15 protein-coding genes are annotated in these 14,676 nt (G+C 47.1%); 6 read left to right on the forward strand and 9 right to left on the reverse strand.

Features of this window, described 5'->3' with window-relative positions; translation table 11 throughout:
• The first annotated feature begins 17 nt into the window (after nt 1–17).
• On the forward strand, nt 18–812 hold the full coding sequence (locus DESPODRAFT_RS01115) for a response regulator (RefSeq protein WP_004070649.1): 795 nt from the start codon (nt 18–20) through the stop codon (nt 810–812).
• 112 nt (nt 813–924) lie between these two features.
• On the opposite strand, the gene DESPODRAFT_RS01120 is transcribed toward DESPODRAFT_RS01115, so the two are convergent.
• The 4 genes from DESPODRAFT_RS01120 to DESPODRAFT_RS01135 are packed head-to-tail and all read right to left on the reverse strand — an operon-like array spanning nt 925 to nt 3,657.
• Nucleotides 925–1,464 (reverse strand): 2-oxoacid:acceptor oxidoreductase family protein, encoded by a 540-nt coding sequence (locus DESPODRAFT_RS01120; RefSeq protein ID WP_004070651.1) that lies wholly within the window; start codon nt 1,462–1,464, stop codon nt 925–927.
• A gap of 5 nt (nt 1,465–1,469) precedes the next feature.
• On the reverse strand, nt 1,470–2,291 hold the full coding sequence (locus DESPODRAFT_RS01125) for a 2-oxoacid:ferredoxin oxidoreductase subunit beta (RefSeq protein ID WP_004070653.1): 822 nt from the start codon (nt 2,289–2,291) through the stop codon (nt 1,470–1,472).
• Nucleotide 2,292: 1 nt separating this feature from the next.
• The gene (locus tag DESPODRAFT_RS01130; RefSeq protein ID WP_004070655.1) at nt 2,293–3,444 is read right to left on the reverse strand and encodes a 2-oxoacid:acceptor oxidoreductase subunit alpha; all 1,152 of its coding nucleotides are present in this window, start codon (nt 3,442–3,444) and stop codon (nt 2,293–2,295) included.
• A 3-nt stretch (nt 3,445–3,447) separates the two neighbouring features.
• Entirely contained in the window at nt 3,448–3,657 is a 210-nt protein-coding gene (locus DESPODRAFT_RS01135) for a 4Fe-4S dicluster domain-containing protein (RefSeq protein WP_004070657.1), read from the reverse strand.
• A 343-nt stretch (nt 3,658–4,000) separates the two neighbouring features.
• Here DESPODRAFT_RS01135 and DESPODRAFT_RS01140 point away from each other — a divergent pair, with 343 nt between their 5' ends.
• Both DESPODRAFT_RS01140 and DESPODRAFT_RS01145 read left to right on the forward strand, forming a co-directional pair.
• Nucleotides 4,001–4,834 carry a glycosyltransferase family 2 protein gene (locus DESPODRAFT_RS01140; protein ID WP_004070658.1) on the forward strand — a complete coding sequence of 278 codons (834 nt, stop codon included), beginning with the start codon at nt 4,001–4,003 and terminating at the stop codon, nt 4,832–4,834.
• 133 nt (nt 4,835–4,967) lie between these two features.
• Nucleotides 4,968–6,194, forward strand: coding sequence for an FprA family A-type flavoprotein (locus DESPODRAFT_RS01145; protein ID WP_004070660.1), 1,227 nt, complete (start codon nt 4,968–4,970; stop codon nt 6,192–6,194).
• A gap of 79 nt (nt 6,195–6,273) precedes the next feature.
• On the opposite strand, the gene DESPODRAFT_RS19800 is transcribed toward DESPODRAFT_RS01145, so the two are convergent.
• Nucleotides 6,274–6,432: a hypothetical protein gene (locus tag DESPODRAFT_RS19800; RefSeq protein WP_157488386.1), complete on the reverse strand. Its 159-nt coding sequence runs from the start codon at nt 6,430–6,432 to the stop codon at nt 6,274–6,276.
• Nucleotides 6,433–6,707: 275 nt separating this feature from the next.
• Between DESPODRAFT_RS19800 and DESPODRAFT_RS01150 the strand changes: the two genes are divergently transcribed.
• Together DESPODRAFT_RS01150 and DESPODRAFT_RS01155 are read left to right on the forward strand one after the other, a co-directional pair.
• Complete coding sequence (locus DESPODRAFT_RS01150; protein WP_004070662.1) at nt 6,708–8,129, forward strand: glycine--tRNA ligase; 1,422 nt, start codon at nt 6,708–6,710, stop codon at nt 8,127–8,129.
• A 14-nt stretch (nt 8,130–8,143) separates the two neighbouring features.
• Nucleotides 8,144–8,683 carry a gamma carbonic anhydrase family protein gene (locus DESPODRAFT_RS01155; protein ID WP_004070664.1) on the forward strand — a complete coding sequence of 180 codons (540 nt, stop codon included), beginning with the start codon at nt 8,144–8,146 and terminating at the stop codon, nt 8,681–8,683.
• Between the two features lie 56 nt (nt 8,684–8,739).
• On the opposite strand, the gene DESPODRAFT_RS01160 is transcribed toward DESPODRAFT_RS01155, so the two are convergent.
• Both DESPODRAFT_RS01160 and DESPODRAFT_RS01165 read right to left on the reverse strand, forming a co-directional pair.
• Entirely contained in the window at nt 8,740–9,561 is an 822-nt protein-coding gene (locus DESPODRAFT_RS01160) for a CoB--CoM heterodisulfide reductase iron-sulfur subunit B family protein (RefSeq protein ID WP_004070667.1), read from the reverse strand.
• Nucleotides 9,558–11,258: a 4Fe-4S dicluster domain-containing protein gene (locus DESPODRAFT_RS01165; protein WP_004070669.1), complete on the reverse strand. Its 1,701-nt coding sequence runs from the start codon at nt 11,256–11,258 to the stop codon at nt 9,558–9,560. The genes DESPODRAFT_RS01160 and DESPODRAFT_RS01165 overlap by 4 nt, the downstream gene beginning before the upstream one ends.
• Nucleotides 11,259–11,520: 262 nt before the next feature.
• Here DESPODRAFT_RS01165 and DESPODRAFT_RS01170 point away from each other — a divergent pair, with 262 nt between their 5' ends.
• Entirely contained in the window at nt 11,521–12,429 is a 909-nt protein-coding gene (locus tag DESPODRAFT_RS01170; RefSeq protein WP_157488387.1) for an HpcH/HpaI aldolase/citrate lyase family protein, read from the forward strand.
• 95 nt (nt 12,430–12,524) lie between these two features.
• Here DESPODRAFT_RS01170 and lpdA read toward each other — a convergent pair whose 3' ends face one another.
• Together lpdA and DESPODRAFT_RS01180 are read right to left on the reverse strand one after the other, a co-directional pair.
• A complete protein-coding gene (gene lpdA, locus DESPODRAFT_RS01175) occupies nt 12,525–13,871 on the reverse strand; it encodes a dihydrolipoyl dehydrogenase (protein ID WP_004070672.1) in 1,347 nt (448 codons plus the stop codon).
• The gene (locus DESPODRAFT_RS01180; protein ID WP_157488388.1) at nt 13,858–14,673 is read right to left on the reverse strand and encodes a lipoate--protein ligase family protein; all 816 of its coding nucleotides are present in this window, start codon (nt 14,671–14,673) and stop codon (nt 13,858–13,860) included. The genes lpdA and DESPODRAFT_RS01180 overlap by 14 nt, the downstream gene beginning before the upstream one ends.
• Between the last annotated feature and the right edge of the window lie 3 nt (nt 14,674–14,676).

A 14,676-nucleotide genomic window follows, 5' to 3' on the forward strand; every position in this document is an offset into this window, starting at 1 on the left:
AATCATCAGGCGGCACTATGAATAGTAAAAAAGCGTTTACCGGTGGGTATTATATTTTACTGGTTGAAGATGACAAAATGAGTCAGGTGGTTGTCGAAGGCATGATTAAAAAGTTGAATTTAGGCCGGGTTGAAATTGCAGAAAACGGCAAAGAGGCTCTAAAGATGTTTTGTTCCCATCGCTTTGACCTTATTTTAATGGATGGGGAGATGCCGGAAATGAGCGGCATTGATGCAGCTCTTGCAATCAGAGCCATTGAAAAGGACAAAGATCTGTCACGAACACCGATCATTGCTCTGACAGCCCATACCACAGAGGAGGACAAGGCGCTTTTTTTAAATAACGGTATGGATGAGTTTTTGAAAAAACCCCTGAGCCCAACACGGTTAAACCAGGCAGTTCAAAATGTTATCCTGCAGAGAAGTTTTGAGGCAAAACCCCAAAAGAGCCGGGATTTAGAAACCACTATAGATCTGCAGCAACTAAACCGGATCATGGCAGGCAATAAATCTCTTTTAGACAATTGCCTGCAGACCTTCGAATCCACCTATCCACCTCTCTTGTCCAAGATGACTGCGTGCATTGAAAAAAATGAGTATGATGAATTAAAAGAAAATGCACATCGTTTGAAGGGAATGTTGAAATACTTAGCAGCCCATAATGCCGCCACTCTGGCAGAACAACTCGAATCACAGGGAGGTACCGGGAACCCTACAAGCGCCAATCTCACTGTTCAGGTCCAGGCGTTAGATGATGAGTGCCTGAAAATCATAGACAGAGTCAAACAGGTATTGGTGGACAATTTTTCCTGATGGCCCGGTGTTCGGGTAAGCATAAAAAAAGGCCGATCTCACATTGTCTAGTGGATCGGCCTTTTCTCTAATATCGTTGGCTTAACTTAAAGTTCAATCTGTCGATTTGGTTTTAAGCAGCCTCTTTTCCCAGAGTAATGCCAATTTCCAGAGCTTTCTTGTTCATGTCAAAGAAAGCTGGGGGCATGGCATCCTGGATAACACTTATAGCTGATTCGGGTTTACAGATGCCTGTAGCACCGATCAGAGCCCCAAGTACACAAACACTGTAAACAATCGGTTTTCCGATTTCTTTAACAACCGTGTCATACATAGGCAACTCTAGGATCTTGGCATTAATATTGCCAGGTTTAACATACCTTGGGTCGACTATCATGAGGCCGCCTGGACGAATCAAGTGGGCATATTTATTATAGCCTTCCTGCATCAGGGCGACAAAAACATCAGCCGATTCAACTTTGGGGTAATAAAGATTGCCGTCTGAAATTAAAATGTCGGCACGGGTAGCGCCGCCACGGGCAGCAGCTCCGTAGCTCTGTGATTGAATAGCGTTTTTGCCCTCAAAGATTGTAGCTGCTCTGGCAAGGATAATGGCGGTAGTGATAACCCCTTGTCCGCCAGAAGCTGTAAAAACAATTCCTGTTGATTCCATTATGCCTATCCTTTCTTCATTACCTTGTCAATGACGTTTGTTTGGTAAACTTCGCAGTATTCGGGAACATCTTCATCAACAAAAACGCCGCGTTGAATCAGGTCGGGATTCTCTTCCAGTTTTTTGGACCCCATGGGTACGGTTGCTTCCTTGTACCATTCCATCATCTGGGGCGCCTCACCGGCCTTGTTCTTTCTGCCGAATTGGGTTGGGCACATGGACAGAATTTCAACTACTGAAAAGCCTTTGTGTTCAATGGCTTTTTTGATTGTATTCTGGGCTTCTTTGGCATGGTAAACGGTAGTTCTTGCAACAAAAGTGGCACCTGCGCCTTTGGCCAGTTCCACCAGATCAAAGGCACGATCGGGAACACCATAGGGGGCGGTACTTGCTTTTACACCACATCCGGACATGGGGGAATACTGTCCGCCGGTCATACCGTAGATCCGGTTGTTCATGACGATGGCGGTAATATCGATATTTCTTCTGCAGGCATGGATGAAGTGGTTGCCGCCGATGGCCGTGGAGTCACCGTCACCAAAGGGGACAATAACTTTCAGGTTGGGGTTGGCAAGCTTAACGCCTGTAGCCGTGGGAAGGGCTCTGCCGTGCATGGTATGTGCGGTGTTGAAATCCAGATAACCGGAGATTCTTGAGGAACACCCGATACCTGAAACTACGGAGACATCGTCGTTTTTCAGTCCCAGATCATCAATCGCCCTGAGCAATGCGCTCATGACAATACCGTGTCCACAACCCGGACACCACATATGGGGGAAAAATTGGGCCCGGATATATTTTTTTACATCAAATTGTGTATCGCTCATGCTATACCCCCTTTCCTGTGATCATTCTGATCGCCGCTTTAATATCAGCGGGCTTGATGATTTGGTTGTCAACCCGGTTAGAGAAGTAAACCTTTTCAGGCTCAGCCACAACACGTTTTACTTCTCTGACAATCTGGCCCATATTCATTTCAGCTACAATAACGGCCTTGGCACCGGCACATTTTTCTCTGACAATCTCATCTGCAAAGGGCCATACAACCTGAAGCTCTAAAACGCCGACCTTGATGCCAAACTGATTGCGATAGTCTTCGGCAGCCTGAAGGGCGGATCTGGTTGTTGTTCCATAGGCAACGATGACATACTCAGCATCGTCCATGTAGTACTCTTTGTACATGGCGATTTCGTTGGCTTTGCTTTCGATTTTATCTACCAGATGATGGATCAGAGCGTTAACATTCTCAGGACTGACGTCGGGAAAGCCCATAATGTTATGATGAAGGCCGGTGACGTGGAAACGATGGCCTGCACCGAAGTCGGACATGGGACGCTGGCCGTTTTCATCGGTAAGATAGGGATAGTATTGTTCACCTACGGGAATATTTGTTCTGATTCTGTCGACAACTTTGATCTCGCCGGGTTCGGGAATGACCACTTTTTCTCTCAGGTGCTGGGTGGACTCATCAAACATCAGAACAACAGGTGTCCGGTATTTTTCAGCCAGATTAAAGGCTTCAACCGTAATTTTAAATACATCCTGGAGGTTGGAAGCTGTCATGGCAATAATGCTGTGATCTCCATGGGATCCCCATCTGGCCTGCATTGTGTCACCCTGAGCGACGTGGGTGGGGTTGCCTGTGGATGGTCCGCCTCTCTGGATATTTGCAACAACACAGGGGACCTCAGCCATACAGGCGTATCCGATACCTTCCTGCTTCAGGGAGAAGCCGGGGCCGGAAGTTGCGGTCATAACCTTTTTTCCGGCAAGAGCTGCGCCGATGATACAGGCCATGGATGCAATTTCGTCTTCCATCTGGATAAATTTGCCACCTCTTTTGGGAAGTGCAGCAGCCAGACCTTCTGCAACTTCTGATGACGGCGTGATGGGATAACCTGCAAAAAAGTCACACCCGGCATAAAGGGCGCCTTCAATGCAAGCATCGCTTCCTGGAATAAATTGAATATTCTTAGTCATTATTTATTCCTCCTCAACTAAAATTTGAATTGCCAGATCAGGGCACCGAAGTTCACAAAGCTTACATGCAATGCAGTCTTCAGGGCGGACTGCCACAGCTTTTTCATCGCTGTTCAGTTCCAGAACCTGTTTGGGGCAGAAGTGAACGCAAATGCCGCACCCCTTGCACCAGCTCTTGTTAATAATGTGTTTGACGTTTTTTCCTTTTGCCATAAATTCCTCATCCTCGGTTTAAACCGGATTAAAATTGGGCATGTGTTAAAGAAATCTAAATGTGCTTGTCAAAACTTTCCAAATGTCATCATCATGGACAGAACTTGTATTGGAACCAAGGGGCGTCCATAACGAATATGGAAAGGTTGGTCTCAGTTGTTTCATAAGGTTTAAGGGTAAATCTAATTTCAGCATCACTAAAATTTTTTCACCCATGGTTGATTAAAAATTCACCATCTTGCTCTACCAAAAAAAAAGTCTGTTTACAACTTTTTTCTAATATTTTTTAAATTGGGCCTTAAGGAGCTTGTTTCTTGCTTTTTGATGCTTTACAGTTTTTAGCATGATAGAGCAAAAAACAGATACGATCAGTGTAATTATTCCCACTTTCAACCGGGCGTGGACCCTGAAAAGGGCTGTTGATTCAGCCCTTGCCCAGGACTATCCGCACAGGGAAATCATTGTGGTGGATGACGGGTCGACAGACGGAACCCGGGACCTGCTGGCTGGATATAAAGATAAAATCCGGGTCCTGGTCCAGGAAAACAAAGGGGTGAGTGCGGCCCGGAACCTTGGAATTCAAGAAAGCCAAGGCAGCTTTATTGCGCTGCTGGACTCCGATGATGCCTGGGAAACGAATAAACTTTCCTGCCAGGCCGCCTTTTTTCAATCCAAACCCGGAGCAATGATCTGCCAGACCGAGGAAATCTGGATCAGAAACGGAAAACGGGTCAATCCAAAGAAAAAACATAAAAAACCGTCGGGCATGATCTTTGAGCCTTCTTTAAAGCTCTGCCTGGTCAGCCCTTCGGCTGTGATGATCAGAAAACAACTCTTTGAGCAAAAGGGGGTATTTAACGAGGACTTTCCGGTATGCGAGGATTACGATCTTTGGTTGCGTGTTTCCCATGACACACCAGTCTATTTGATTGACACCCCCTTAACGGTTAAAACCGGGGGGCATGGGGATCAACTGTCCGCGGGCCACTCCCAGGATAAATACCGGATTCAGTCCATCCTGAATTTGATTGAGTCCAATGTCCTTTCTGCGGATCAGGAACAGGTCGCTTTAAACGTATTTAAAGAAAAGTGCCGGATTTTTGCAAACGGGTGCATGAAACGGGGCCGCGAAAAAGAGGGTGCTTATTACCTGATGCTTGCTGCAGGTAATAAGTGAGATTCCGTAACATCCTGTTGAGGGCGCGTAACCATATTGATAAACTGATAAACTGGAAATTGATTTTACCAATTGAACATGGCATTCTAAATATATTGTTTAAAAAACAAACTGATGCAAGGAGAATTGCAGAATGAAATTTCAAAAAATAGTAGATGATATTTACCGCCTTGCGGTTAACATCGAAGACGAGAATTACCTGTTTGAGGGAATATGGCCCATTCCCCACGGTATTTCAATAAACGCGTATCTGATCAAGGGTGAAAAAAACGTACTCATTGATCTGACCCAGGACATCATGGGGTTTCCCAAGGCCATTACCGGACAGATGGAAGGGCTCTCCCTGGCTGTGGAGGATATTGATATCATCGTGGTAAACCACATGGAGCCGGACCACGCCGGCTGGCTGCGGGAATTTTGTAAAAAGAATACCAAGGGCCTGATTTACTGTACCAAAAAAGCGGTTCCCCTGCTTGAGGCCTTTGGCCGGGTGCCGGCCGACCGGGCCGTGGCCATCACGGACGGCATGACCCTGGAAGTCGGGGAGTACGAACTCCAGTTTTTTGAAACCCCCAACATCCATTGGCCCGAAACCATGATGACCTATGAAACAAAACGGAAAATTTTATTTGCCTGCGACGCTTTTGGTTCATATGGTAAGGTGACGGAGGACGCCATTTTTGACGACCAGCTCTCCGAGGAAAAACATGCTTTTTTTGAAAATGAGGCGTTACGCTATTACGCCAATATTGTCGCCGCATTTTCCGGCGCTGTACTCAAAGGGCTGACCAAACTGTCGGGACTGGATGTAAAGATCATCTGTCCCTCCCACGGGATTATCTGGCGGGAGAACCCCGGCGTAATCATTGACCATTACAAGCGCTATGCAGAGTACAGCAAGGGGCCGGCAGAAAGGGAAATCACCCTGGTTTGGTCCAGCATGTACGGCAGTACAAAGTCCATGCTGAACCTTGTGGTTGAGACCATAAGAAAACACAAGATTCCCGTGCATGTTTACCAGGCCCCGGGCGATGACATCGGCTATATCCTGGCCGGTGCCTGGAAGTCCGCCGGGCTTATTTTCGGCATGCCCACTTACGAGTACAAGGTCTTTCCGCCCATGTCCCATGTGATTGACGAACTGCTTGTAAAAAAGGTGACCAACAAAAAAGTTTTCAGGTTCGGCTCTTATGGATGGGTCGGCGGGGCCCAGCGGGATTTTGAATCCAAAATTGAAAAGTCCGGCTGGGATCTGCTCGGATTTTACGAATGGCAAGGGGCGCCCACCAGAGAGGATGAGCAGGCCCTGGTCCAGAAGATCGACGCCTTTTGCGAGGAACTGATTAAGTTTACCGAGTAGAAATACTTTCACCACGAAGATCACGAAGATATCAGCTCTTCGTCTCCTTCGTGGTAAATCGTCCAAACGTTTTGCGGATTCAAAAACAAGGGTTGCGCTGATATTGCCTGAAACCCCCTTCAATGATATAGGCAAGTCTTTGCGCGGTTTCCAGCTCCTTGGAGATCAGGGCCTGCTGGGTTTTATCTGCCGTGTCCGCCTGATTTTCGGCAAATTTTTTTAAAAGTTTTCGGCACAAACACCTGTCCCCCGAGCAGACGATCCAATCCGGCCTGAATCTTAATGCCCGGCAGGGGACCCAAATCTTCAGATAATGCGCCGTGGAGGCTTACGTTTATGCCATTGTCCCCTCGGGGGATAAAAATTTTAAAAAACAGTTCAGCAAAATATAAAAATCATGTATATTCAACATCTTTTTAAGCGTGAAAATTCCAGTGCATCATTCATTATTGATAAATTATAAAGGGCCGGCCCCGGACACCATCCGGGCGGTTTTGGAACATGGAGTAAAAAATGGCTAAACCAAAAAAAGAAACAACACTGATGGACAAAGTGGTTGGACTTTGCAAACGCAGAGGGTTCGTATATCCGGGATCTGAAATTTACGGCGGACTTGCCAATGCCTGGGATTTCGGTCCCTTGGGGGTCGAACTGCTTAAAAATCTCAAAGAGGCCTGGTGGAAAAAATTTGTCACCGAGCGTATTGATATGGTGGGCCTGGATGCCGCCATTCTCATGAATCCGACCACCTGGGAAGCCTCCGGCCATGTGGGCAGTTTTTCCGATCCCCTGATGGACTGCAAAAAATGTAAATCCAGAGAACGGGCCGACAAGCTTGTGGAAAACTGGCAACATGACAACGGATCTGATGAACAGCCCGCCAACTGGGCAGGGGAAAAGACCCCGCCCCAGGATATGCTAGATTTTATTAATGCCAAAAACATTACCTGTCCCCAGTGCGGCAGCCTTGACTGGACCCTGCCCAAGGCCTTTAATCTGATGTTTAAAACCCAGCAGGGTGTGGTTGAAGGCGAAGGAAAGGAGATCTATCTGCGCCCTGAAACCGCCCAGGGCATCTTTGTCAATTTTAAAAATATCCATACCACCTCACGCAAAAAGATCCCCTTTGGCATTGCCCAGATCGGCAAGGCATTCAGGAACGAAATTACACCCGGCAACTTTGTATTCAGGACCCGTGAATTTGAGCAGATGGAAATTGAATATTTCTGTAAACCTGGCACCGAGCTTGAGTTCCATGCCTTCTGGAAAAAATTCTGCATGGACTGGTACCTGGGCCTGGGCGTTACCCCGGACAACCTTAGATTTCGCGACCATGACCAGGCGGAATTGTCCCATTACTCCAATGCCACGGCCGATATTGAATACCACTATCCCTTTGGCTGGGGGGAATTGTGCGGCATCGCGTCCCGGACCAACTATGACTTAAGCCAGCACATGGAGTACTCTTCCAAAGATCTGCAGTATTTTGACGAGGCAACCAGGGAAAAGTACATCCCTTTTGTCATTGAACCCTCTCTGGGGGTTCAGCGTTCCGCTCTGGTATTTTTGTGCGACGCCTATGAAGAAGAAGAGATGAAAGAAGGAGATACCCGGGTGGTACTGCATCTTCACAACCAGTTGGCCCCTGTGAAAATTGCGGTGTTGCCCCTGGCCAAAAAAATTGCCGACAATGCAAAATCTGTCTTTGACAACCTGGTACGGCAACTGGGACTGAACATGGACTTTGATGTCCAGGGCAGCATCGGCAAGCGATACCGCCGCCAGGACGAGGCCGGCACCCCATATTGCGTCACCTTTGACTATGAATCCCTTGATGACAATGCCGTCACCATCCGGGAACGGGATTCCATGGATCAGCAGCGGATGAAGATAGAGGAACTGGTGCCCTTTTTCCGGGAAAAATTTACATATTAACAAAGTTTGATTTTATGACACTGTATTCATACAAAAATATTGCGCCGGAGGTCCACGACTCTGTTTTTATAGCGCCTGGTGCCAAGGTTATAGGTGATGTGCAGATCGGCCCGGATTCTTCAGTCTGGTTTCAAACGGTTCTCAGGGGAGATGTCGCTGAAATCCGCATTGGTGAACGCACAAATATTCAGGATCTTTGCATGGGCCATGTGGCCAGGGAGACTCCTTTGATCATCGGAAACGACGTCACCATCGGCCATAACTGCTGTGTACACGGATGCACGATTGGGGACCGCTGTCTGATCGGTATGGGCGCCGTTCTCTTGAACAACAGCGTGATCGGGGAAGGCTGCGTCATTGCCGCCGGCACCGTTGTCCTGGAAAAAACGATCATTCCGCCATATTCACTTGTTACAGGGTCGCCGGGCAAAGTAAAAAGAGCTTACGAGAACCGGGAAGAGATTGATCAGATGATGAAAAAAGCCTCGCATAACTATCTGGGACACGCCAGGGAGTATAGTTCCACGGATCTGTTTTATGAGATGAAAAAATAATGATAATCCCCTGTCTCGGAAAGCGCAGGGGATATTTTTTTGTCTTTAGATAATGTTTATGCCCCTGTCCAACCCTTTTCAAGCCCCATGGCCCGGCCCAGCAATTGTGTAAGAAGAATGGCGGGAAGGGGGGTGCTTGATCCGGATTTCAGGATAAGCTTCCGGCCGTGTTCAAATTGCATGTGGCAATAATTACATGCCGTACAGATTATATCCGCCCCTTCCTGTTCTGCTGTTTCATATTTTGCCAGGATAAAGCCATCGGCCAGAGGGGTGTTTTTATCCAATAAGGGATTGCCGCAGCATTCCAGGCGTTTGGACCAGTTTACAGGTTCCGCCCCGGTCAGTGTGATAATCCGTTCAAATATCGTCGGTGCATCGGGGTGCTCATCGAACCCGGTGATGGTTGAGGGACGCAGCGCATGACAGCCGTAGCTTGGGGCCACTTTTATCCCGTCAAGGGGACGGGTGATGCTTTGACGTATAAGGTCTTGATCGATCTCCCGGTCCAGCAGGGTCAGCATGTGATGGATTTTGACACCCCCGTCATAATACAGTCCTTCCTTTTGCAATAGCCAGTTGATCATGGCTTGTTTGTCGGGATCATTTTTAAAATGATATTCTGCCTGTTTAAGGGAGCCGAAACAGCACTTGCACAGGGTCAGTACAGGCAGATTATGGGCCTGGGCGATGGCCAGGTTCCGTATGGCCAGCAAAAGAAAGGCATCCATATTTTTCTCTTTAACAGGGTATCCGCAACAGCCAAAATCAAGCTCTTCCACCTCAACATTGAGCCTGGATAAAACTGCTTTGGCAGACTTTGGGTGCTGGGGAATGTCAAATCCGGTTCTGCATCCTGAGAATAGCGCGTACTTCATATTCCAAATTCCTGATGGTGTACTATGTTTTTAAGTTGGTAAAAAATATCGGTAATCCTTACCCCCTGGGGACAATTTTCCTGGCATTTATAACAGGTCAGGCAGTTCCAGACAATGGAGGCATCCTTTGCCAGTTCGGTTTGCCCCAGAACAAGGGCATGGATGACCTGGTGGGGTGCTGATCCGAACTCCCGGGTTTCGCCTGTAACAGCGACCACCGGGCATGAATTGGTACAGATCAGGCAAGTGTAACAGTTTGAAAACGTAGCCCCCTGGAAGGATTTTTTCAAGGATTCAACCACAGGGTTTTCCCCGGGTTTGATCACCAAAGGCGTGTCAAGTGCGGGCTTTTTAGATTCATGTTTTTTGAGAAGTTCCCTTATCCGGATAACGGGATCCGGAAGAGATTCCATCTCCAGCCGATCCCTGGTTGCTTTCCATATATCCTGCAGATTCAGTCCGGCAGGACAGAGCTGGGAGCATTTGTTGCACATGGTGCAGATAAAACTGCCCTGGGAAAAGGCATCCCTTGATTCAGGATCCATCGGCCGTCCCCATGCAGATTCCCGGATGCGGATTACACGTTCCGAGGGAAACACCCACGGGTTGTCAAAAATTTCATATAAAGGTCCCACGGCACAATGGCTGGTGCAGGTGCCGCACTCGGTGCAGGCGGAAAGATCAAAAACCCGGCGGGTGGCCTTATTCTCATCGCGTTCTATTTGCTGGCCTGCAATCCCTGAAATTATAAGGCTTACCGGCGTTGTCAGGATATGCAGGAACTTGCTGAAAGGCAGGTAGGCCAAGCCAAAAAAACAGCTTAAAAAGTGGATCTTCAGTATCAGTGCATCCAGGCGGTGCCTGTTGAAAAAACCGGCAACAGGTTTCATGGCAATGGAGAGAGGATAGGATACAAAGGCCTCCTTTGGATTGGAGTGGCAAACTGTACAATTGTCTTCATTCAGGATACGTCCTTCTTCCATGAGTTCCGGGGTGACCTGGACGACCTCCCCGGGGAACTGGACATTGAACTCTTCCTGCCATACGGCCTTAAGCGCCGGAAGTTCCTCCTCGTCCAAGGAACCATATTCCTCCACCATGTCGTAAAATATACCGGAAGAGATGATCTTGGCGGCTTCCAGGCCAAAACCGGATATCATGATGAGTCCAAGCAGGGCGATTGCCAGGTAATCCCGGTGCCTGCTGATCTGTTTTAAACGAAAATTGGTTTTCCTGCGATATATGGCAATGCCCACCCCCACCATCACCATGACACCGGCGATATTTCGAAGGAACATAAAAGGGCTCAGGGTGGATTGGTAACCTGGGAAAATCACTTCGCTGACATAGCCTTCAAGGGCATGGAAGAAAAATAACCCTGCAAACCCCCAGTAAATACAGATGTGCATAAACCACTTCAGAAAATTCTGGCGCATCAGCGGCAATTGAAGCACGACATCCAGAAGAACCGCCTTGAAAAGATGAAGAATCCGGACAGGTGAGACCAGGATACCGGACAGGCCCAACAAAAACGCGTTGATGCGGCTTGTCGTAGTAAATCCGGTCCGCTGCGGTCCGATGCTTAACCGGAAAAACCCAATAATCCTGTAAATGATTCCGATGAGGAACACTGCCGACGCAATAGAAAAGCTCCAGGTATAAAGATTGAAACCGGTTAATAAATCATACAATGGCATTGATCATCTCCCAGTAAAATTTAGGATGATATCCCAGAAGGCCCGAATCCGGGCAGCAAGGGATGTTACATAAATGCTACTCCATATAAATATTGCTCAAAAACCAGCACAAAAGCAACTTGATGGCATATTATAATAAGGCAATATTGTCAATTGTAGTCTTTAGTAAATACTTATATTCTTAATTTTAGCAGCTTGGTTTTATGGATTTGACAACCCTAATACTGCCTGTTAAATTGACCGCATGGAAAATAAAACAAGAATGAATAAACCCTGCCGAACGTTGCTTTCCGTACCCGGAAACAAGACCAAAATGCATGCCAAGGCTGCGGCTTCCAATGTTGATGTCATCATGCTGGACTTGGAAGACAGCGTGCCGGCCGATGAAAAAGAAGTCGCCCGTAAAACGGTTATTGATTCGCTTCGTTCTTTGGATTTTAACGAAAAATGCGTCGCCCTTCGCATAAACAGCCTGGACACGCCTTTTGCCTATAAAGATTTGATCCAGGTCGCCGAAGCCGCCGGTGATCGTCTCCAAACCGTTGTGGTGCCCAAGGTAAATCATGAGGCGGATATCCATTTTGCGAGCCGCTTATTGGACGGCATTGAAATGGCATTGGGACAAACAAGGCAGATCCGGATCCAGGCCTGTATCGAGACCGCCCAGGGACTTTCCCGGATTAACGAAATTGCCTCGGCCGATGCCAGGCTCTCTTCCCTGTCATTCGGCATTGCCGATTATCAGGCCAGCATCGGGGCAGCGCTGGTCTCTTTGTCCGGCCACGGAGAAAACGAGGAGCAGGTTTACCCCGGTCACCGGTGGCATTTTCAACTCAGCCGGATGGTCATGGCTGCCAAGGCCAACGGGCTTATGGCCCTGGATGCCCCCTTTGGAAACTTTAAGGATGACGACGGCCTGAAAAAATCAACCGCCCTGGCCAAGGCCCTTGGGTGTGACGGCAAATGGGTAATCCACCCTGACCAGATTGACACGGTCAACCAGGTGTTTACCCCTGCAGCGGAAGAGATCCGGCGGGCCAGGCGAATTCTGGACGCGGCAGATGATCGGTCCCGGGGCGCCGTGGCTGTGGACGGCCGAATGGTGGACCAGGCCACCATTCGCATTGCCCGCAGAGTTTGGGATCAGGCAGTTTTTCTTGGAAAGGTTTAAATAACAAATCTTCTTGACACCCTGACCTCCTTTATACTACAGAAGCACCTAACCCATGTCCAGAAGGGCATACAAAACAAAAGCAGTTAAATAACTTATAAAGAGCTCAATATTTCCGAAAAGGTAGGATGCGCATGTATTATCCCTTTAAATTCCTCCATCTTGATCTTTTTTTCAACCGCAAGCACCATTTCATGAATTATCTCAGCCGCCCCTGCGCCGATTATCGAGCTGCCTAATATCACACCGCTGTTTGCACATACGATTATCTTGGCAAATCCTGAATCGTTACCCTCTATCTTAGCCTTTGGATTTGCTTTGAAAAAGGCCTTTTTCACTTCTATATCAAATCCCTTCTCTTTGGCTTCTTTTTCTTTAATTCCATAGCTTCCGATTGCCGGGTTGGAAAAGACAACAGAGGGGGTGACATGGCTATTGACTTCAGATGAGTGGTTTATGATATTTTGCACGGCGATCTTAGCCTCGGCATATGCCGTATGAGCATACGCAAGCGTCTCTATACAGTCGCCGACGGCATATATACTTTTATTTGCTGTTTGAAATGACTCATTAACTTCTATAAATCCTTTCTCATTCACTTTTACCGAACAATTTTCAATACCGAGCCCTTGGGTATACGGGATTCTTCCTGTTGCACAAAGTACTGTTTCACACATGATAATATCCTGCATCTGCCCGCTGATATGCAGTTCTACGCCATCTTCTTTTTGCTGCGCCTTTTGTACAAAAGAGGAGGTCAGGACATTAATGCGTTGCTTTTTAAACCCTCGCATCAATGCAGCTGCGATATCCGCATCTTCAGAAGGAACAAGCTGCGATAGATACTCGACCAGCGTCACGTCAACGCCGAAAGCGTTAAAAAACGTTGCAAACTCACATCCTATGGCACCCCCTCCTATAATAGCAATAGATTCAGGCAGCTTTTCAAGTTTGAATATTTCACGGTTTGAAATGATATTTTTGCCATCTATTGGCAGCAAAGGAAGGTCTTTGACCTGTGAACCTGTTGCAATGATGCATTTATCAAAAGTGATCTTTTCTCCCGCAACTTCAATAGTTTTATCATCCACAAAATGTGCAGTGCCGTATAAAAACTCTATGCCGGCTTGTTTCATCATCCATAAGAGACCAGATCTCAGCTCATTCTTTAAAAGGTCTGTTCTATTTTTAAGACGCTTTAGATCCAAACCGCTTACTTCAATATCCAAGCCGTTTTCTTTAAAAAAAGAGGCTTTTGAAAAATATTGTGCACTTCTTAAATAGTTTTTGGTCGGGATACATCCTTCATTTAAGCAGGTTCCTCCTATACGCGCCTCTATCTGCTCTATAACCAGGGTTTTTACTCCCGCTCTTGCCAGCTGCAAAGCGGCTTCATAACCGCCCGGACCTGCCCCGATTACAACGGCTTCATGATTTCTCATCTCTTCTCCTTATCAAATACTCATCCACTTGCTCTGCATCGATATTCCATTCTTTCCTGGCATATTTGTGCATCATAAGTTTTTTGGCTCTGTGCGCTTCTTTCATGCTTAATGTACTCTCTACAACATCCACGTCAAAGGTTTCACAAAAGGACTCTATCAGCAACTTTACAAGCTCTTGGTGATCTTTTGTGACGCCAAGCTTCATTAGCGATGCTGCTTTCTTTAAACCTGAATTTTCCAAAAAAAGAGGCTCAAAACACCTTTCATCAAAACTTAACGGTATGCTTCCGTGCTGAAAACAGGCCTGCTTGATATAGCGCTGGGCGTTACCGCCTATTTTTCTGCCCTCTATCAAAATATCATAAGCCTCATTTGAGGCAAGGCAGATATTTGACCTTGCGGTGTTTAATTTCATATCAACTGCAAACCTGGCTTTGCAGCCGAGCTTTTGATAAAAACGAATAAGAAATCTGCACAGATATCCGTAACTTTGGTTTGGACCTCTGCCTTTTAAAAATGCAGGAGGCATTATAAGCGAATAAGAAAGTTCATTTCCGTGTACAAATATACCTCCGCCAGTCATTCTGCGCACAAAAGGAATTTTCTGTTTTTGAAGCATCTCCATATCAAGGCTTTTATGCGGCTTGCTGAATCGTCCCAGACTAAGCGCTTTGTGCCATCTATAAAGCCTTAATATCGGCATGTCGTTTTGGTTGAAACTATACAGCAGCGCCTCATCAACGGCCATATTCCAGCCAGCTTCTGCTATACCTGTTTCAACTCCCCGCCATCTTTTCAAACT

Source organism: Desulfobacter postgatei 2ac9, assembly GCF_000233695.2.
Taxonomy (GTDB): Bacteria; Desulfobacterota; Desulfobacteria; order Desulfobacterales; family Desulfobacteraceae; genus Desulfobacter; species Desulfobacter postgatei.